This window comes from Natronolimnobius sp. AArcel1, assembly GCF_011043775.1.
Taxonomy (GTDB): Archaea; Halobacteriota; Halobacteria; order Halobacteriales; family Natrialbaceae; genus Natronolimnobius.
This window is the reverse complement of the sequence record NZ_JAAKXY010000002.1, coordinates 396,549-415,504: the sequence shown is the minus strand read 5'-3', so window position 1 is coordinate 415,504 and position 18,956 is coordinate 396,549. Positions and strand designations below refer to the sequence as shown.

Sequence of the window (18,956 nt, the reverse complement as noted above, 5' to 3'; positions counted from 1 at the left end):
TTTCGATTCGCCATCGGGCGTGCGTATCGGTGACACCGCTACGGCTGACGGTCACGGATCAGTTGCGGATGTCGCGTGATCCGCTGGCTGGTCCTCGAGTGAGCCATCTTCGTGGTTGAATTCGATCGGTTCGGCAGTGTCTGCAAACGTCGCCTCGAGGTCGATAACCCACTGCGGTACCGGTGGGAACGACGCGCCGGTCGTCGCGACCAGTGTCGTCGCGGCTGCTGTCAGTCGCTCAGCGGGTGTCTCGTCGACGGCGACGGCTCCTGTTTCGACTGCCAGTGCGAGAATATCGCGCTCGAGGTTTGCATCGATGGTGTCCGATGCTGTCCCGTCTGCCTTGCCAGTCGCTGTCCCATCGTGTCGATGCGTCTGATCGCGACCGAACGACTGGACCGTCTCGACGGCCGTTTCCGCCGCGTCGGTACGTGCAAGCAGGTAGAACCCGCGAGCGACGAGAATATCGGCTGCGAGAATCTCGAGGTCGCCATCGGTGTCGGCGTGTGGAGCGACCGGCGTTGTCCCTTCAGCGCCGGCTGTGGCCGGCGTCTCAGCAGCAGAGGCGGCCTCGAGCCACGGTTCGGTGTGTGCCAGTGTTCGCGTGAGCCGAAGCCCTTCGTAGATGAGTTGCACGCCAGCCGCACGGGTGAGCAGTGCCTCGGTGACTCCCTCGAGAGTGACGACGCTGTCGTCGTCAGTAACGTTTCCGAGAGCCGTTTCGCTGGGTGGCTCGCGATCTGTGCTCTCGCCGGCAGCAACAGCTGACGCCCACTGTGTGAGGACGGCGTCGTCGCTCGAGTCGGCTGCGGCCGCTTTCGTCGCGAGCAGGGCACTCGTCACGGTGAGTACACCGGGGACCATCGAGGCCTCCTCGAGAACAGTTTCAACGAGGTCGTGCAACTGCGGTGGTTCGACGTCCGCAACGGCTTCGTAGGCGGCGCGCCGACAGTTGTCGGCCGGTTCCATTAGCAGAGAGTTACGACGGAGAAGGCAAAGACCTTTGGAAACGCCGTTCGGGCGGACTCTAGGCGACCATGACAGACACACTCGGTGAGTAGTTTCTCACTCGAGTGGCGACGGTGCCGGCGGGACGGTCCGCTTGTGCTCGCTTTGCTCGTACAGCGTCCGCACCTGTTCGACAGTGTCCGCGTCAACCTCGAGCAGCCGACATGTCGCGCCGGCAGACAGCGGCCCATCGATGTACGTCGCGAGAATCGAATCGAGCGTCTCGTAGCTGAGCCCCAGTTCACCTTCATCGGTCTGGTCGGCCCACAGCTCTGCAGTCGCGGTTTTCGCCGCCAGATCCTCGGGGACGCCGACGTGGCGTGCGAGCTGGCGAACCTGCCCTTTGTAGAGGTTCCCGATTGGGTGACAGTCCACCGCACCGTCCCCGTACTTGGTGAAGTAGCCAACGGCGGCCTCGCTACGGTTGCCCGTCCCGAGCACGAGGCGATGCTCGTGATTCGCCACTAGATAGTTCAACACGCCGCGAACGCGTGCACGAGCGTTTCCAACCGCTTCCCGATCCCCTTCAGCGTCGGGATACACCTCGAGTAGCGAGTCGACGAGCGGCTCGATTTCGATTACGTCGTAGCTAATCTTGAGGTCCTGTGCGACCCGTTCGGCATCACTCATGTTGTCTTCGCTACTGACGGTCGCCGGCAAGACGAGTCCGTGAACATTCTCGGCACCGAGTGCGTCGACAGCGAGATACGCCGTCAGCGTGCTGTCAATGCCTCCGGAAAGTCCCAGTACGGCCCCGTCGACACCCGCCGCAGCAACTTGGTCCTGAATAAAGGCCAGAATGTGATTGCGTCGCTGGTCCAATTCTGCGTCCGAAAACCGAAGGTCGATCATATCCGGACTATAGGGACAGCAGCGTCTAATAAACTCCCCTCGAGGCGAAAAACTGGACAACTGCCAACTTCTCGAGGAGACTCGAGCGCTACGTTCAAGTGTCAACATCGACTACGCCAAAGTGCGCGCCGGTGGTGAGCAGTTTCGCTGGAACTGCGAGTCGTGGCGCGAGTAATCGAAGTGAGTGCGCGCCGGTGGTCCAGTGGTAGGACAGAGCCTTCCCAAGGCTCTAGCCCGGGTTCAATTCCCGGTCGGCGCACTTCTCGAGGCGACACTCGCACACCGTTGAATCCAATAATGGAGCCACAAAACCGGCGCCGTAACTGGTTCCGGCCGACTGGTCCTCATAAGCGTGCAAATGAGTAACAATCTGGTTCAAGCACAGTCCCTGTGAACCTCGCTCGAGTTCGGGACTGATTCACTCGCATTCATGGCTCGATTCGCCGTACCACACGGCGGTTGATTGGAAAGCCTTAATACCGTCACCGGGGAACAAAGAGTTGCAAGCCCGGATGGTGTAGTGGCCCATCATACAACCCTGTCACGGTTGTGACGCGGGTTCAAATCCCGCTCCGGGCGCTTTCTCGAAATTTAACCCCTGAGCAACCAGCTTGCTGTGTTGCGACCATCCTCGAATTTCGAGAAACGCTGACAAGGGATTTGAATCAGGGAGCTGCTTTGCTGCGACCGTGGTTCAAATCCCGCTCCGGGTGCTTTCCGTCGCAAACACGTTCGTGAGCGACGCCACTGCCTCGAGTGCGTTTGAGCAGCCGTCCATAGCGACGAGACGGTAACGTGGCAACTGAGTGCGTGCGGCATGCATTGTCACTCAAGAGACAATCATCCCAATATATAATGATAGAGGGTCTGTGTCACAGTATTTGGGCCACTAAGCTTAACAATTGTTTCTGACATGAGTGTGTATGGAGACCGCAGACGGCGACGGGGACGGCGATCCGTTCCATCGTCGAGTATACGACAAGGTTCGGAGTCGATATTTTCTCAAAATTGGAATCGCGATTCTCGTCGTCACTGTTACGCTGCTTGGGGCGGGGTACGTCGCGCTCGCACAGGCGGAAGCGAGCGTCGAGGCCGATGCCGAAGAAACGATGATCAACGCCGCTGACCGGGAGGCACAGGCAATCGACGACTTCGTGCGCGACCGCGGTGAGCATGCCCAGCGAATCTCTGATGATCAGTTCCTTTCGGACATGGATACCAGGCCGCTCCGGGTGGATCTCCAGTCGAACGTTCAGATCCTTCCTGAGGACGTACAGACGATCCACTACTTCGACATGGACAACGAAACCATCGAGGTCAGTTCAGACCATGAACGAGAGGGTGAGACGGTTGACGAATCTGATCGACCGTGGGCGGTCGACTACGATTCATTCGCACACCCGAACGACATCCGCTCGTTCGAGCCGTACGAGACTGATGACGGCCAGCAGATGGGATTTATTAGTCCAGTCAGTCGCCACACAAGCCATGCGATTGTCATCGAGGTTGATCTCTCCGAACAGAGTGACCTCCTCACAGCGCCGATGAACGGGAGCGCTATGCAGGTGGTGTCTACGGAAAGCGGTCAGGTAACCCTCGCTGAGGACCCGGACACAGTTCTCGAGGAGTACGCCCTTCTCGAGGAACTTCCACACCTCCAGTCGAACGTAACGGAGCCACAACTTGATCGCGTGACGACCGACCTCGAGGCACTCGAGGACAACGATGTCGCCGTCGCGACGGTTCCGCTCGAGGAGAAACCGTGGGCGGTGACCGTCGCCGCACCAGAGAGTACCGTCTTCGGGACGGTCGGTGAGGTAACACAGGCAATCGGCGTATTGATCGGGATCGCCGTCCTCGGTTTCGTCGTCGTTGGCGGCGTCATCTCGCGGGACGTCAACAACTCGCTCGAGAGGATGACCGGGTACGCCGAGGAGATCGAAAACGGAAATCTCGACGTCGAGATTAGCCAGTCCAGAACCGACGAATTCGGTGATCTCTCGACGCTGTTTGCTCGGATTCGCGATACGCTCGAGAATCAACTCTCGGAAGTCGAACAACGGGCCCAAGAAGCAGAGGCTGCCAAAGAGCAGGCCGAACAGGCCAAAGCCGAGGCTGAGACGGCGGAAGCGGACGCCGAACAGGCAAAGGCCGATGCGGAGGCACTCAGCCAACACTTAGAGCAGAAAGCCGAGCAGTACCGCGGGTCGATTGAGGCTGCCGCTGACGGTGATCTCACCCGTCGCCTCGAGACGGACAGCGAGAGTCAGGCGATGACCGAGATCGGCGAGGCACTCAACGAGATGCTGGCCGACATCGAGGCGATGGTCGTGCAGATTCAGGACGTCGCCGAACAGGTCGACGAGCGGAGCGAGGACGTCACCGCCTCGACCGCGGAGATCGAAGCCTCGAGCGGAGAGGTCGCCGAGAGTATCGAGGAGATTTCGGCGGGTGCGGAAACCCAAAGCGAGAAGCTCAATACGGCCGCGGCGGCGATGAGCGACCTTTCGGCGACGATAGAAGAGGTCGCGTCCTCCTCGGAGACGGTTGCCGAACAGTCCGGCCACGCGGCCGAGCTGGGCCAGGAGGGCGCAGTCGCGGCGAGCGACGCCGTCGAACGGATGGACCGGATCGAGTCAAAGGCTGTCGATACGGCTGCGGAGATGGACTCGTTGCAAGAAGAGGTCGAGCGAATCGGCGAAGTCGTCGAGTTGATTGATCGAATTGCTGAGGAAACCAATATGCTGGCCCTGAACGCCTCCATCGAGGCGGCGACGGCCGGCGAGGCTGGTGATGGGTTCGCTGTCGTCGCGAGCGAGGTCAAGTCGCTCGCAGAGGAAACCGCCGACGCGACTGACGAGGTCGACTCCCTCGTTCGGACGGTCGAAGCATCGACGGAATCCGTCGCTGCGGACATGAGTGAGATGGAGACGGAGATCGAGGATGGCCGCGAGACGATTGACAGAACGCTCACGACGCTTGAGTCGATCGTCGAGAGCGTCGAGGATGCGAACGCTGGCGTCCAGTCGATTGACGAAGCGACCGACGATCAGGCGGCGTCAGCACAGGAAGTCTCGACGATGGTTGACGAGATCTCGAGCGTCGGCGAGGAGACTGCTGACGGGGCACAGAACGTCTCAGCTGCGGCGGAAGAGCAGACAAGCGCGGTGACCGAAATCGCTGGTAACGCGGCGTCACTTTCGGATCGTGCGACGGAGTTGCAGTCGCTGGTTGGTCGCTTCGAAACGGATGCGGATGCGAACGCGGACGTGAGTGGGAGCCAGTCCGGCGACGTGAGGATTGTCGCCGACGACGACTGAAACGGAGTGCTGTCTACGTTTCCGGTGTGGCCAGACACGTATCGCAGTCTTCTCGGTGCTGACATTGGTCCGTCTGATAGCTAGGACCCGTGGCGCACAACGAGTTGACAATTCCACTCTCGTCCGGCGGTATGAAACAGAACCCTTAAGTCTCTCACCGGGAAACGAAGAGTTGTAAGCCCGGATGGTGTAGTGGCCCATCATACAACCCTGTCACGGTTGTGACGCGGGTTCAAATCCCGCTCCGGGCGTCTTCTTTCGCGAACAACTCCGACGAGCACCGCGGAGCGTGTGCTCGTACTTCGTGAGCAAAAAAGACGAAAAGAGGGATTTGAATGACGGAACGGGCGAACGGAGTGAGCAACGTTCAGGTGGTTCAAATCCCGCCTCGAGCGTCTTCTTCAGCGGACAACACCAGCGAGCACCGCGGAGTGTGTGCTCATATTTTGTGAGTGAGACGGTTGTCACTCGAGGGCAATAGCAACGAAAAGACGGCCCACTCAGACGCGTTCTACGACGGCGCTCCGGCGTACTGCGGAACGTCACTGTACGTGTGGGCACGCACGCGAGGATAGCAGTGGAAAGTCAGCAGATGGAACGACTTACGTAGCGGTCGCGTCATTGTTCGAACAGCAAACACAACCGAGTATAACTGTTATGACGAACTCGATAACCGTTCTCGTCGTTGATAACGAGCCGGGATTCGCGGATATCGCCGCCCAGATGCTCGAGCACGAAGCGGATGCGATTACTGCGAAACCGGCGACGAGCTCTACGAGGGCACTCGAGATACTCGCAAATCACGATATCGACTGTATCGTCAGCGACTACGAGATGCCCCAGTTGAGCGGTCTCGAGTTGTTAGCCGAGGTTCGCGAAGACGATCCGAATCTTCCGTTTATCCTCTTTACCGGCCGCGGTTCCGAGGAAGTCGCAAGCGAGGCCATCGCAGCCGGTGTGACCCAGTATCTCCAGAAGGGGACTGGTGACGAGCAGTACACATTGCTTGCGAATCAGATTGTGAATGCTGTTTCACAGTATCGAACCGAAACGGAGTTGCGAGAGAGCGAGCGACGCTACGAGCGGACGCTTGCAACGCTTCACGAAACGACGCGGGATCTGATGCGCGCCGATAACAAAGCTGAAATCTACCGGCTGGCAGTCGAGACGGCCGGTGACATTTTCGATGTGCCAGTCGCTGCCGCGTACGCGTTCGAACCAACAGAGGGGGCACTCGAGCACGTCGCCTCGCGAACGGACCCCCAGACAATTACCGATCCGGAGCGACGGTATCACCGCGGATCGGGCGTCGTCTGGGATGTCTTTTCGGAAGGCAAGAGCGCCTATTACGAGAATCTTCGCAGCGGCGAGTCAGCTGATAATTCAGACGCAGCGGACCAGAGCGCCGATTCACCAGCCACAGCGGCGACCGACGCTGACCTCGAGGCGACACCGAGCGAAGACACTGCAGCACCGCTCTGTCAGAACGAACTGATTGTGCCACTTGGCACTCACGGCGTGTTAATCGCGGGAACGGATGCGCTCGCGGGCTTCGATGAGACCACGACCGAACCGGTTCAGATTCTGGCGGCAAATACGGAAGCCGCACTCGACCGTGCCGAGCGCGAACAGCTGCTGCGCGAACACGATCGGACGCTGACGCGCAAGAACGAGGAACTCACACGCCTCAATCACATCAACGAAATCGTTCGCGAGATCAATCACGGCACCGCACAGGCGACGACGCGCGAAGAGATCATCTCCATCGTCTGTGAGCGACTTGCGGATACGGATCGCTACCGGTTCGCTTGGATCGCGACGACTGATGAAACGCCGCCTGAACCAACCGACTGGGCTGGCATCGACGCTGCCTACATCGATCAAGTGACCGACGACGGCTCGCGTGCACCCGAAATAGCGCTCGTTGAAGCGGTGATCGAGACCGGCACCATTCAAGAAATAAAAAATGTACTTGAGGCGAGCGACTGGGAACGCCGCCGGAAAGAAGCGTTGACGTACGGCTTCCAGACGGTGCTTGCGGTTCCACTGGCTGATGACGAGCGGCGGTATGGCGTTTTGCTCGTCCATCTGGGTGGCGTCAACGCGATCAGCGAGAGCGAACGCGACGTATTGGGTGAACTCGGAGAGACCATTGGCTACGCCATCCGGTCGGTCGAGCGAACGCGAGCAATGCTTACCGACAGCCGTCTCGAGCTCGAACTCAGTTGCGGGGACGAGCGCCTCTTGCTCAACCGGCTCTCGAGTTCGCTCGATGAGCCGCTCGTTCTCGAGGGCGCAATCGACCGAGGCGACGAGATCGTCATCTTTCTCAGCACGGCAGCGGAGACAAATCTCCTCGAGGTAGCCGCGGATCAGGCGGCGGTCGAGACGATTTCTGCGGTGTCCGAAGGCGACGATGAGACGCTGTTTGAGGTGACGGTAGGCGTCACGCCGTTTCTGGAGGTGTTGCGAAGCTACGACGTGACGCTCCGGACAGCACGCGCTGAAGACGGCGTCTCGACGCTCGTTCTCGAGGTTCCCCAGCAAGTTGAAGCGCGCTCACTGATCGATGCAGTCACTGCTGCCTATCCAGATACCGAACTCGAGGCTCGCCGAGAGCGGACGACACGTTCAGCACGTCAACTCGATACCTATCTCGAGGAGCGACTGACGGAGAAACAACACGAGGCGTTGCAAGCGGCCCACTACGGCGGCTTCTTCGAGTGGCCGCGGGAGGGAACTGGCGAGGATTTAGCGGCGACGCTGTCGGTCTCTGCACCGACATATCATTACCATCTCCGTGCAGCACAGCGAAAGCTGGTCGAACTCGCGTTCGAGGGTGACTCTAAATAATTAGTACCGCCCCCAATCAACCACTAAACAGATAGAAATTATATTTAACCCCTCACACTGCATACGATTAGTTGGCGATTTGCGATAGGCTATCGCCACCCCCAATCCCCCACCCCCACTTTCCGTAGCACTATACTTTTGAGCGATGGCTCTGTGAGGCAGTCCGTACAATGGTACCGACCGGCAGATCACTGTCTCGAGGGTGAGTCAATTGCGTCGTCCCACTCGATCCACTCTTGTTCCCAGCCGCGGCGAGATTCGGCGCGCTGGCGGGCGTGCTCGCGGTCTTCGCGTGCCATTCGATTTCGCTCGATGGTACCAACCTGTTCGCCATCGACCAGTAGCGGGTCGAACGCGACCGCACCGTGGTGGGTTCGCTCTCCACGTGCGGTGACAGTCTCGAGTTGCTGTGGCTGTGCACCGCGGGGGAACACCAGCGTTCCGTCGGGAGCCAGTTGCTCGAGCAGGGCTTGTGGTGGGTCAAACGCAGCGGCCTCGAGAAAAATCCGGTCGAACGGCGCGTACTCGGGGAGTCCGTTCGCGCCGTCACGGCAGTCGACAAGCACGCCGTCGTAGCCAGCGGCCTCGAGATTATGTCGGGCGTCGATGACGAGCGGGCGGGCAATATCGATGGCGTGGACGTTCGTCTCACCGACGAGTTCAGCGGCGACCGCAGCCGTATAGCCGACGCCGACGCCGACGAGTAGGACGGAGTGGCCTGCCTCGAGATCACCGGCTTGCAGGAGTTTGGCTGCCGTACTCGGTGCGAGCACGCGGGTGCCGAGGGTTTCGTGTTCGCGGTCCTCGTAGGCCGCTCGCGCTTCATCGACGAACTCGTGGCGGGGGACATCTCGCATGGCAACGGCGACAGCCTCGTCCTTGAGAACGTTCTTGGCCTCGGACTCGAGGCTGTCGACCATGTCCTCCCGAAGTACCGCGGGGTCCATGGGCGGGGTAGCCGGTCGGGGAGTATCAATGCCGCGCTTGCGCGGACTCGGGGCAATACCGAACGCAGTGTTGTATGTCCGTTCTGCGCCTCGTTATCCGCGCATCCGCACGAACCGAACCCCGCCGTGTTCGCTGCGCTCGAGTGTCCCGTCTTCGTGTTTGTCGATTTGGATGAGTGTCTGGCGGTTAGTTCCGATGGGCGCGAGCACACGGCCGCCGGGAGCGACCTGCTCGAGAACGGCGTCGGGAACGGTTTCCATCGCGCAGGTGGCGTAGGCGGCGTCATAAGGTGCGTGTTCGGGCCAGCCTTCGCGTCCGTCGCCAGCTCGGACTGCGATCTCACCGTAGCCCAGTTCAGCGAGTCGCTCGCGCGCCTGCTCGGCCAACTCGTCGCTGTACTCGACGCTGTAGACGTGTTCCGGGCCGACGAGTTCGGCTGTGACGGCGGCGTGATACCCACAGCCAGTGCCAATCTCGAGGACGGAGTCGCCGGGTTCGAGACGCAATTTGTCGGCCATAATCACGACCATGTGTGGCGCGCTAATCGTTTGACCGTCGCCGATCGGCAGCGGACGATCTGCGTAGGCATTGTTGCGGCGATTCGGTGGGACAAACTCATGGCGCGGGACGGCCGCGAGCGCCTCGAGAACGCGTTCGTCGGTAACGCGGTTGGAAACAGCTTGGACTAACCGCTCTCGAGCGACTTCATACTCGCCGGTGTCGGTGTCGGCGTCCGTGTCGCCATCGCCGCCCGACCTGAAGCGATCGAACATACCCACCTCTAGGGCGTCCAACGGAATAGAGTCGCCACTGCATGTTACGGTAGAAGACAGGACAGAACCCTGGTCTTACCAGGCAGACCAGGCGCTGGTCTGTTCGTCGTAGGCGTAGACGCGCTTTGCGTCCTTTGCGAGGACAGTGTCGCCTTCCATCTCGTAGCGGTCGCGGTGGTAGCCCGAGGCATCGTCGCGGACAACGTACGCATCGATTTCGAACTCGTCTTCGCCGAAGCTCTCGGTTGTGCCAACTTCGAACTCGTAGTCGCCGGGAACGTGAACCGTGATCCCGCGGCTATCGTCTCGAGAGCCATCCTGTGGGTGGATCGTGACGTTGACCGCCACGTTGTCGACCTCGCGACTCCAGACAGTCTCGATTTCGTCTGCCGGCGCTTCCTCGCGTCGACGGTGCCCGGTGAGTTCGACACTAGTGACGCGAACGGTCGAGAGGACTTCATCCGTCTCGAGAATAAACTCGTCGCCGACTTCGATCAGTTCGTCCTCGGGTGCGGTGACATTCGCTGTGAATGATTCGCCGTCCTGAGAGACGACAACATCGAGGGTGACCTCGCGTTCTTGTTCTGGCTGTACCTTGTGGACGTGTGCGCACTCGCTGCAGCGGACGGTGACGGTTCCGCCACCCTCGCTCGTCGTCAGCACCTCGTGGACCGTCTCGAGGTCCGGCGAGCACGACGGACAGGGCGTTGGAACGCGGTCCGGAATATCGTTCATAGCATCGTGTAGACGCCACACATTGAAAAGGCGATTGGACCGGGCCTACGACGTGAAACACTCTCGCTGGCGGCCCTACGCTTCGGGTAACTCGAGTTCCTCGCCATCCACGTAGACCGTCGGGTCGCGGACGATACCGTCCAGATGCAGCGGCGCTTCCGTCTCGCCGCCGATACCGGCGTTGTCGCCGATTGCGATGTGGACGGTTCCGGCGGCTTTCTCATCAAGCAGAACCGAGCCGATGAGTTCCGTCACGCCGACGTTCGTTCCAATACCGAGTTCCGCGAGATTGTATGCTGCATCGCCGACTTCGGTAGCGCCTTCTTCGACCTGCTGTCGAATCTCGTCGTCTGAAATCTCTGTTACGTAGCCGTCCTCGACGACGAACTCGAGTTCGTGGCCGTCCTCGAGCAGGCCGTGGGGGCGCATCGTACCGTCGACAATGTAGGTTCCCTCGGCGGATTCGGGACTGATGAACACCTCGCCGGCGGGGAGATTCGAAAACGAGCCTGCTGCGCTCACGTCGCCGGTGTCGTCGAACCATTCCCGGTTGCCAAGTTCGAACGTGATGTCGGTGCCACGATCGGTCGTGACGCGGATCTCGTCGGCACCGGAGACGCGTTCGATGGTGCGTTCACACTCCGTGCGGATTCGGTCGTAATCGGCGTCGAGGCCGGTAATAAAGACTTCCTCAGTGATTCCCGGCAGGGTCGCTCCGCGGGCACCCGCGTCGGTTGCATCGGAGCGAGCGCGGGTGTGGCTCAGGCTCTTCGTCGTCGGTGCGAGGAACGTATCGGCTCTCTGCATCGCCGCGGCGACGGGCGCGGATGGCTCGGCACCGTGTTGGTCGCCCGGTGGAAATCGAAGCAACGACACGTCGTCGGTGATCTCGCGTGCGACCTCGTACAGCGCCTCACCAATCGGTTCGCGCTTGTCGTCGGTCACGATCACACAGGATTCGTCGGCTACAAGGTCCAGACACTGTCGTACGGCAGTTTCGGCACCAGCACGGAGTTCTGACATACCTGTATGTGTGTCGAGCACGCCGATAGATGTTATCCCCGATTCGGACGCCGTAGTGTGATTCTCACCCATCCATGACGGTCCTCGAGAACGCTGGGATTGTTAGGCCTGCTCGAGGACCTCGACGCCGACCAGTCCCTCGCCAGTCAGCGCACGGACGTAGGCACCGCCGGCGACAGAGACGTGGCCGAAGTCCGCTTCCTCGAGGCCGTACATCGAAATCGAGCGGGAGGTGTCGCCGCCGCCGACGACGGAGAAGCAGTCGGTTTCGGCGATAGCCGAGAGGACGGAAACGGTGCCGTCGGCAAAGCGCTCGTCTTCGAAGACGCCGAGTGCGCCTTTGACGAAGACGGCGTCGGAGTCGCGGACGAGGTCGGCATACTCACCAGCGGTCTCGCTCCCCACATCGAGATACGACGTCTCCTTCTCGATGTCCGCAACAGCGGCCTCGGCGCGCTCGCCGGCGTCGTCATCGGACGACGCCTCGCTGCTCTCGTACGCGAGGTCACTCGCGAGATGCAGGCGATCGCCGTACTCGGAGAGGACGCGCTCGATAGTCTCCTGATGCTCGTCCCACTGGTGGTCGAAAAAGTCGGTGCCCTCGACATCGTACCCGACGTCGTAGCCGTCGGCGCGCAGGAAGAGTTCACCGACGATGCCACCGAGACAGAACCGGTCGACGGTGTCGTCGACCTGCTCGATAACGGGAATCAGGTCCTCGGCTTTCGTCCCGCCGAGTACCATCGTGACGGGACCGTCGAACTCCCGCTCCTGAATCGCCGAGTTTGCGGTGTACTCGGCTTCCATCACGCGACCCGCGTAGGCGTCCATGACGCGCGGGAAGCCCACGAGCGAGGCATGCGAGCGGTGGGCCGCGGAATACGCGTCGTTGACGTAGGCGTCGAACTCGGGCGCGAGCGTCTGGACGAACTCCGTCTCGGCTTTCACGTCTGGCTCTTCCTCGGGTAACTCCTCATCGCACATCCGCGCGTTCTCGAGGACGAGTGCCTCGCCGCCCTCGAGTGTCGAAATCGCCTCGAGTGCGTCCTCGCCGAAGGTGTCGGCAACGAAGCCGACCTCCTGCTCGAGGTGATCAGCGAGGATGTCGGCGTGTTGCTCGAGCGAGACGAACGTATCCCGGCCCGGTCGGCCTTGATGGGCGAGGATGGCGACGGCGTGGTCGTCACTGAGTAGTTCGGCGATGGTCTCGGCGTGGCGTTCGAACCGGCGGTTGTCCTGGACGTCCCCGTCCTCGACGGGGGCGTTGATGTCGATGCGGATTAGTACACGCTGTCCTGGATCGAGGTCGTCGATGGTCTGAAATGTCGTCATAGGTACTATCAGTCGGCGAAGTTGCTTAAAAGTTCAAAGAACGGCGGCGATCAGTGGGTTGCAGCCTCTTCGGCGGTGACATCGTCGGCTTCAGCGACGACGTACTCGGCCAGATCGAGCATCCGGTTCGAGAAGCCGTACTCGTTGTCGTACCAGGTGATGACCTTCACGAGGCCGCCTTCGAGCACCATCGAGCCCTCGAGGTCGACATAGGACGAGAACGGCAGGCCAACGATATCACGGGAAACGATCTCTTCGTCGGTGTAGCCAAGAATGCCAGCGAGTTCGTCGTCAGCTGCGTCGCGGATGGCGTCTGCGAGTTCGTCTTTCGTCACATCAGCCTCGAGATCAACGGTGAGGTCGGTGATCGAGCCGTTTGGCACGGGTACGCGCATTGCCATCCCGTCGAGTTTGCCCTCGAGCTGGGGCAGGACTTCGGTGGTGGCGATGGCAGCGCCAGTCGAGGTTGGGATGATGTTTTCGGCGGCGGCACGGCCACGGCGGCGCTTGCCAAGCGGGCCGTCGATGAGGTTCTGCGTGCCGGTGTAGGCGTGGACGGTCGTCAGCAGGCCGGATTCGATGCCGAACTCCTCGTCGAGAACTTTGACGACGGGTGCGACGGAGTTCGTGGTACAGGAGGCGTTCGAGACGACGTCCTCGCCGTCGTAATCGTCATGGTTGACGCCGTAGACGACGGTCTGGACTTCCTTCTCGCCTTTCGGTGGCGCGGAGATAAGGACCTTGTCTGCGCCGGCCTCGAGATGTTGTGCGGCCTCGTCGTGTGTCCGAAACAGGCCGGTTGCCTCGAAGGCGACATCGACATCGAGGTCGTCCCACGGCAGCGTCGAGGGGTCACGCTCAGAGAGCAGTTGCACGTCGTGGTCACCGACCGAGAGCACGTCACCGTCGCGGGAGACGTCCTCGAGGCGGCCGTGGACGGAGTCGTACTCGAGCAGATACGCCATATCGTCGTTGTCCATTACGTCGTTGATAGCGACGATTTCGACGGCGTCGTTCTCGAGTGAGGCGCGCAACACGTTCCGCCCGATTCGGCCAAACCCGTTGAGCCCGATTCGGAGCGTTCCGTCTCGCTCCGCGTCCCCGGTGTACGAATGTTCACTCATAACTGAGTAGTAGGAGTTCCGTGGTTAAAGTTGTTGTCCCACGCGAAACGAAAGTGTATTGTGAACGTACTTCAACAACGAAGTAATTAGGTTCCTACGGGGACACCTACCATAGTTCAAACACATCCTACTATGTGGGTGTGTACACAGTACCACACCAAGGCGTCCCATTCGGCTCCAGACTACTCAATTATGAGTTAAGATCTATCAATTACCTGCAAAACAGTTATGAGTGTTCGCGGTGGAGTGCGACCCGTATGATACGGGTCGGAATTAACGGGTACGGAACCATCGGCAAACGTGTTGCGGATGCAGTCCGGGCACAGCCCGACATGACGGTCCACGGCGTCGCAAAACGAAGTCCGGATTACGTCGCAGTCGGCGCTGCCGAGGCGGAGTACCCCGTCTACGCCGCCGACGAGGATCGCGCTGATGGCTTTCGCGACATCGGTATCGACCTCGCAGGCACGGTTGATGACCTGGTCGCCGAAAGCGATGTTATCGTCGATGCAACGCCCTCCGGAATCGGCGCACAGAACCGCCCACTGTACGAACGCCACGAGACGCCGGCGCTGTTTCAGGGCGGTGAGGATGCGACCGTCGCCGAAGTGAGTTTCAACGCGCGCGTCAACTACGACGAGGCCGAAGACGCCGATTACGTCCGCGTCGTCTCTTGTAATACGACCGGTCTGTCGCGCTTTCTTGCGCCCCTCTACGAGAACTACGGTATCGAGAAGGCCCGCGTGACGCTGGTCCGTCGCGGTGGCGACCCCGACCAAACCGGCCGCGGTCCGATCAACGACGCAGTCCCGGACCCAGTGTCGATCCCGTCGCACCACGGTCCCGATGTCCAGACCGTCTTCCCCGAACTCGACATTGACACCATCGGCCTGAAGGTGCCGACGACGATGATGCACCTTCACACTGTCAACGTCACTCTCGAGAACGCGCCCGAGGATATTGCGGCCGTTCGCGAGCACTTTCAGGATGAGGACCGACTCCTCACTATCCCCGAGTATGCCGGCATCGACGGCGCTGGCACGCTCAAGGACTTCGCCCTCGATGCCGGACGCCCGCGTGGTGACATCTGGGAGAACTGCATCTGGGAGGAGTCGCTCACACTCGAGGGCAACGACCTCTACTGTATGCAGGCGATTCACCAGGAATCCGACGTCGTGCCCGAAAACGTCGATGCGATCCGTGCGCTCTCAGGACATCTCACCGGCCCGGAAAGCAGAGCACTCACGAACGAAACACTCGGGATCGGCAGCACTCGATTGAGCGACCGCAAAGAGATTACTGCGGATCGGCAGACTGCGGACTAGTCGCTGCCTATTCGGGTCGTCACAGATCATCGTCTCTCCTCACGAACGTCAGACGGCGGGGAAAGTTTTTGGACCTCCCTTCCCTATGGACACCCATGCGCCGAGACGACCGCGACGAACCCTTCGACGACCTGTTTCGCGAAATTGAACGTATGATGAACGACATGATGAACGGAGCCGATGCGAACGTTGACTTCGATTCATCGACCGCTACCGACAACGGATTCGGCATGGACACCCACGTGGACATCCACGAAACCGACGAGGAACTCCGCGTCGTCGCCGACCTCCCCGGTGTCGAAAAAGACAACATCGAACTCGAGTGCGACGGCAAAACACTGACAATCTCTGCCGGCAGCGAGCACCGTCAGTACGACGAGCGCGTCTCACTGCCGACCCGCGTCAACGAACACACGGCCTCCGCCACGTACAACAACGGCGTCCTCGAGGTCGTCTTTGACCCGGCCGAGGAATCGTCGGACATCAGCCTCGAGTAAGACAGGGCATCGCGGTCGCTTCGGTCTCGTTTTCTGTCGACCCCACGCTGAGACGCACTCGTAAGCTACGTCGACGCGGGGGGAAGCGACCGAATCGTCGCCGCCAGCCGGTCATAAAACCCCGGCTCGTACTTCGTCTCCTCATCAATCGTCGGCCGAGCGTTCGTCTCGTTGACCACCAGCCGCTCTCCAGTCTCGAGGAGATCGACGCCGAGAAACGGAATCTCGAGTTCTGCAGCAACGGCTTCGGCGAGTTCGCGATGCCGGTCCGGCAGCGAAACGCCTGTGGCCTCGGCTCCGCGGTGGACGTTGTGCTTCCACTGGCCGTCTGAAACGGCTGACTCGGGAAGTCGACGCTCGACCGCGCCGACGTACTCGCCCTCGAGTACCATCACCCGGTAGTCGACCGCATCCGGCAGGTACTCCTGAACCAGAAACGAGCGATCACCCGTTGCCTTGTAGTTGTGAACCAGCGAGAGGTAGTCACAGATGCCCAGAAACGAGTCGACATCGTGGGCTTTCGCAACGCCGGTCCCTCGCGTCGTCGAGTTCGGCTTGACAACAACGGGTGGCTCGAACCGCTCGAATACGTCGGCCAGCGTCGCCTCACTCACGTCGTTCGAGACATAGACTGATCGCGGCACCGGCAGATCAGCGCGCTCGAGTCGTGCGATTACTTCAGCCTTATTTCGCGAGGTCAACACCGCCTCGTGGTCGTTGAGCCACGGCACCTCGAGAAATGCATCCGCAACGCCACCCTCCATGATCCGGCCGGGATAGACGTAGCCGGCGTCGTACTCATCAGGGCTCCACGGTGGGTCTGCGAGGTCGACAGTCCGTTCACTCGCGGGCACATGATGGACCTGCACACCGCGTTCGGCAAGCGGGTCGCGCATCCGCTGGAACGTCTCCGTGTCGTTGGCGACCGCGAGATCGATCATACCGAAACTCGGGATGGAAGCGATAAAAAGGTGCCTCGAGACGGGTTGCTCGAGTGACGGCGAATCAAACAGCGGCTCCGCTCTTGGTGATGCAGAACGAACGGAGCGAAAAAGGTGGCGTTATGCGATCAGTTCTTCTTCGCCTTTCTCGATGACGATACGGCACGGCGGCGAGATCTTGTTGTAGGCGCGGCGGAACGCTTCTTTCGCGAACTCGGCGTCTTCAACGTCACACCAGACGGTGAAGATGCGCTCGCCCTCGTCGATCCGGGCTGCGGTGCCGACGATTTTCCCGAATGCCTGACGCATCCCGTCGGACACACGGTCTGCACCCGCACCGGTTGCCTGCTTGTTCTCACGGATGACGTGGTGTGGGAACTTGCGCAGGATCATCTTGTACTGGAACTCGCCTGCGTTTTTCAGCATGTGGCGGTTTGCCGACAGACGCGAGGCCTCGAGCGATCCGTGACGGATCTGGACCTCTTCCTCGGTGACGAGGCTGATCTGAATCGGGTAATCTTCGGGGTCCTTGGTGAGGTCGCCCATCTTGTGCTGTGCAATCTTCGAACCCGGAATCCCAGTAATGTACTCGCGGCGCGTGTAGGCCGGCTTACTGATCTCCCGGTACATGGAGGCAGGTTTGTCGGACATGGTGGTTACTTACGAAAACGGAAGCCTACCGAGCGGATAAAGCCTTCGAACCGCGGTCTCGAGTTTGGCTGGCTCAAATCGGCAGCCTCGAGCACCGAATACGTCGGGCTCAAGTGACGAGAGAGTCCTTCCCGAGGCTGTATAGGGTATATTTGGCTGGCTCGCACTGGAGTGACGTCCGACAGCTATCCGCAACTACTGTATGGACACTCGCCGCGACGCCATCTGAAGCCGGCACTCGAGTGCGGTGACGCGAAACCTCTTACTGCCGGCGCCGCTAAGACAGAGACAGGTAGCATATCGCATGATGAGGAGTTTCCGGATTGGATCGCTGTTTGGTATTCCTATTAAGCTAGATATTACGTTTTTACTCGTGTTGCCGTTTTTTGCGTATCTCATTGGCTTTCAGATCGATATCGTCTCCGAGTTGTTGAATACGGCACTCGGGGCGGGAATTGATACTGAGGCGATTACTGGTGGCATGACACCCTGGATTCTGGGCTTTATTGCCGCCGTTGGGTTGTTCGTCGGCGTCATTTTACACGAACTGGGCCACTCACTGACTGCCCAGCGATACGGCTTCCCAATCGATTCGATCACGCTCTGGTTGTTCGGCGGCGTTGCTGCACTCTCCGAAATGCCCGAAGACTGGCGCAAGGAGTTCAACATCGCCATCGCCGGCCCAATCGTCTCGATTCTCGTCGGCATCGCTTCGTTCGGGCTCTTTTACATCACGCCTGCCAGTTTCGATGGTGCACGGTTCGTGCTTGGCTATCTTGCAATATTGAACATCGCACTCGCCGGGTTCAACATGCTTCCGGCGTTTCCGATGGACGGCGGCCGCGTCCTCCGGGCCTTTCTCGCCCGGTCGCGGCCCTACCCGCAGGCAACGCAGCAGGCCGCAAGCGTCGGCAAGATATTCGCAGTACTGATGGGGATTTTCGGCCTTATTCCACCGTTCAACATCGTCCTCATCGGTGTCGCCTTCTTCGTCTACATCGCGGCCTCGAGCGAGGCTCAACAGGTGACGATGAAAGCGGCGTTTCAGGACGTCACTGTCGCCGACATCATGACGCCAGCGGGTGATCTTCACACGGTTGCACCCGAGACGACGGTTGCAACACTAATCCAGCGCATGTTCACCGAACGCCACACCGGCTATCCCGTTATCGAAAGCAGCGGCTGGGAAGACGATCGACTGATCGGCCTCGTCACGCTCACTGACGCCCGTTCGATTGATCCCGTCGAGCGCGAGGCCTACACGGTCGAAGAGGTAATGACGACCGACCTCGAGACGATTACGCCCGAATCGAACGCGATGGAGGCAATCGAGAAAATGCGCGACAACGATATCGGTCGCCTGCTCGTCGTCGACAACGGCGATCTCATCGGACTGATCTCGCGTTCGGACCTGATGACAGCGTTCGACATCGTCCAGAAAAGCGGCGCAATCGACCCGTCACAGCAGCCCCGAACGGCAGACTGATCGGGAGTTCGAACAACTAATTCTCGAGTCGATACCGGCCAGAATCACCGCCTCGAGCGACGAGGACCAACATCGTTAACCGCAGTCG

The 18,956-nt window shown here is 60.3% G+C and carries 15 protein-coding genes and 3 tRNA genes; 8 read left to right on the top strand and 10 right to left on the bottom strand.

From position 1 onward, the window contains the following. Nucleotides 1-51 precede the first annotated feature (51 nt). Nucleotides 52-969 carry a hypothetical protein gene (locus G6M89_RS06160; protein WP_165160921.1) on the bottom strand — a complete coding sequence of 306 codons (918 nt, stop codon included), beginning with the start codon at nt 967-969 and terminating at the stop codon, nt 52-54. Nucleotides 970-1,065: 96 nt separating this feature from the next. Further along, nucleotides 1,066-1,860 carry an NAD+ synthase gene (locus tag G6M89_RS06155; RefSeq protein ID WP_165160920.1) on the bottom strand — a complete coding sequence of 265 codons (795 nt, stop codon included), beginning with the start codon at nt 1,858-1,860 and terminating at the stop codon, nt 1,066-1,068. 188 nt (nt 1,861-2,048) lie between these two features. Here G6M89_RS06155 and G6M89_RS06150 point away from each other — a divergent pair. From G6M89_RS06150 to G6M89_RS06130, 5 genes are all read left to right on the top strand, one after another. Next, nucleotides 2,049-2,119 (top strand) — tRNA-Gly (locus G6M89_RS06150). 247 nt (nt 2,120-2,366) lie between these two features. Continuing rightward, nucleotides 2,367-2,439, top strand: a tRNA-Asp gene (locus G6M89_RS06145). A 344-nt stretch (nt 2,440-2,783) separates the two neighbouring features. Next, nucleotides 2,784-5,180 (top strand): methyl-accepting chemotaxis protein, encoded by a 2,397-nt coding sequence (locus G6M89_RS06140; protein WP_165160919.1) that lies wholly within the window; start codon nt 2,784-2,786, stop codon nt 5,178-5,180. Nucleotides 5,181-5,358: 178 nt separating this feature from the next. Beyond that, nucleotides 5,359-5,431, top strand: a tRNA-Asp gene (locus tag G6M89_RS06135). Nucleotides 5,432-5,837: 406 nt separating this feature from the next. After that, nucleotides 5,838-8,033 (top strand): bacterio-opsin activator domain-containing protein, encoded by a 2,196-nt coding sequence (locus G6M89_RS06130; RefSeq protein ID WP_165160918.1) that lies wholly within the window; start codon nt 5,838-5,840, stop codon nt 8,031-8,033. A 188-nt stretch (nt 8,034-8,221) separates the two neighbouring features. Here the strand turns inward: G6M89_RS06130 and G6M89_RS06125 are convergent, their stop codons facing one another. From G6M89_RS06125 to gap, 6 genes are all read right to left on the bottom strand, one after another. Next, the gene (locus G6M89_RS06125) at nt 8,222-8,980 is read right to left on the bottom strand and encodes a protein-L-isoaspartate O-methyltransferase (protein WP_165160917.1); all 759 of its coding nucleotides are present in this window, start codon (nt 8,978-8,980) and stop codon (nt 8,222-8,224) included. A gap of 93 nt (nt 8,981-9,073) precedes the next feature. Further along, on the bottom strand, nt 9,074-9,754 hold the full coding sequence (locus tag G6M89_RS06120) for a protein-L-isoaspartate(D-aspartate) O-methyltransferase (protein ID WP_165160916.1): 681 nt from the start codon (nt 9,752-9,754) through the stop codon (nt 9,074-9,076). A gap of 75 nt (nt 9,755-9,829) precedes the next feature. Continuing rightward, nucleotides 9,830-10,489, bottom strand: a complete 660-nt coding sequence (locus G6M89_RS06115; RefSeq protein WP_165160915.1) for an HVO_0476 family zinc finger protein — start codon at nt 10,487-10,489, stop codon at nt 9,830-9,832. 75 nt (nt 10,490-10,564) lie between these two features. Further along, nucleotides 10,565-11,512: an aminopeptidase gene (locus G6M89_RS06110; RefSeq protein ID WP_165160914.1), complete on the bottom strand. Its 948-nt coding sequence runs from the start codon at nt 11,510-11,512 to the stop codon at nt 10,565-10,567. A 102-nt stretch (nt 11,513-11,614) separates the two neighbouring features. Continuing rightward, the gene (locus tag G6M89_RS06105; protein WP_165160913.1) at nt 11,615-12,844 is read right to left on the bottom strand and encodes a phosphoglycerate kinase; all 1,230 of its coding nucleotides are present in this window, start codon (nt 12,842-12,844) and stop codon (nt 11,615-11,617) included. A 50-nt stretch (nt 12,845-12,894) separates the two neighbouring features. Beyond that, a complete protein-coding gene (gene gap, locus G6M89_RS06100; protein ID WP_165160912.1) occupies nt 12,895-13,968 on the bottom strand; it encodes a type I glyceraldehyde-3-phosphate dehydrogenase in 1,074 nt (357 codons plus the stop codon). 257 nt (nt 13,969-14,225) lie between these two features. Here gap and G6M89_RS06095 point away from each other — a divergent pair, with 257 nt between their 5' ends. Together G6M89_RS06095 and G6M89_RS06090 are read left to right on the top strand one after the other, a co-directional pair. Further along, the gene (locus G6M89_RS06095; RefSeq protein ID WP_165160911.1) at nt 14,226-15,293 is read left to right on the top strand and encodes a type II glyceraldehyde-3-phosphate dehydrogenase; all 1,068 of its coding nucleotides are present in this window, start codon (nt 14,226-14,228) and stop codon (nt 15,291-15,293) included. A gap of 95 nt (nt 15,294-15,388) precedes the next feature. Then, nucleotides 15,389-15,790 carry an Hsp20/alpha crystallin family protein gene (locus G6M89_RS06090; RefSeq protein ID WP_165160910.1) on the top strand — a complete coding sequence of 134 codons (402 nt, stop codon included), beginning with the start codon at nt 15,389-15,391 and terminating at the stop codon, nt 15,788-15,790. 65 nt (nt 15,791-15,855) lie between these two features. On the opposite strand, the gene G6M89_RS06085 is transcribed toward G6M89_RS06090, so the two are convergent. Next, on the bottom strand, nt 15,856-16,731 hold the full coding sequence (locus G6M89_RS06085; RefSeq protein WP_165160909.1) for a RimK family alpha-L-glutamate ligase: 876 nt from the start codon (nt 16,729-16,731) through the stop codon (nt 15,856-15,858). A gap of 120 nt (nt 16,732-16,851) precedes the next feature. After that, nucleotides 16,852-17,382 carry a 50S ribosomal protein L16 gene (locus G6M89_RS06080; protein WP_165160908.1) on the bottom strand — a complete coding sequence of 177 codons (531 nt, stop codon included), beginning with the start codon at nt 17,380-17,382 and terminating at the stop codon, nt 16,852-16,854. 304 nt (nt 17,383-17,686) lie between these two features. Between G6M89_RS06080 and G6M89_RS06075 the strand changes: the two genes are divergently transcribed. Further along, nucleotides 17,687-18,868: a CBS domain-containing protein gene (locus G6M89_RS06075; RefSeq protein WP_165160907.1), complete on the top strand. Its 1,182-nt coding sequence runs from the start codon at nt 17,687-17,689 to the stop codon at nt 18,866-18,868. The last annotated feature ends 88 nt before the right edge of the window (nt 18,869-18,956 follow it).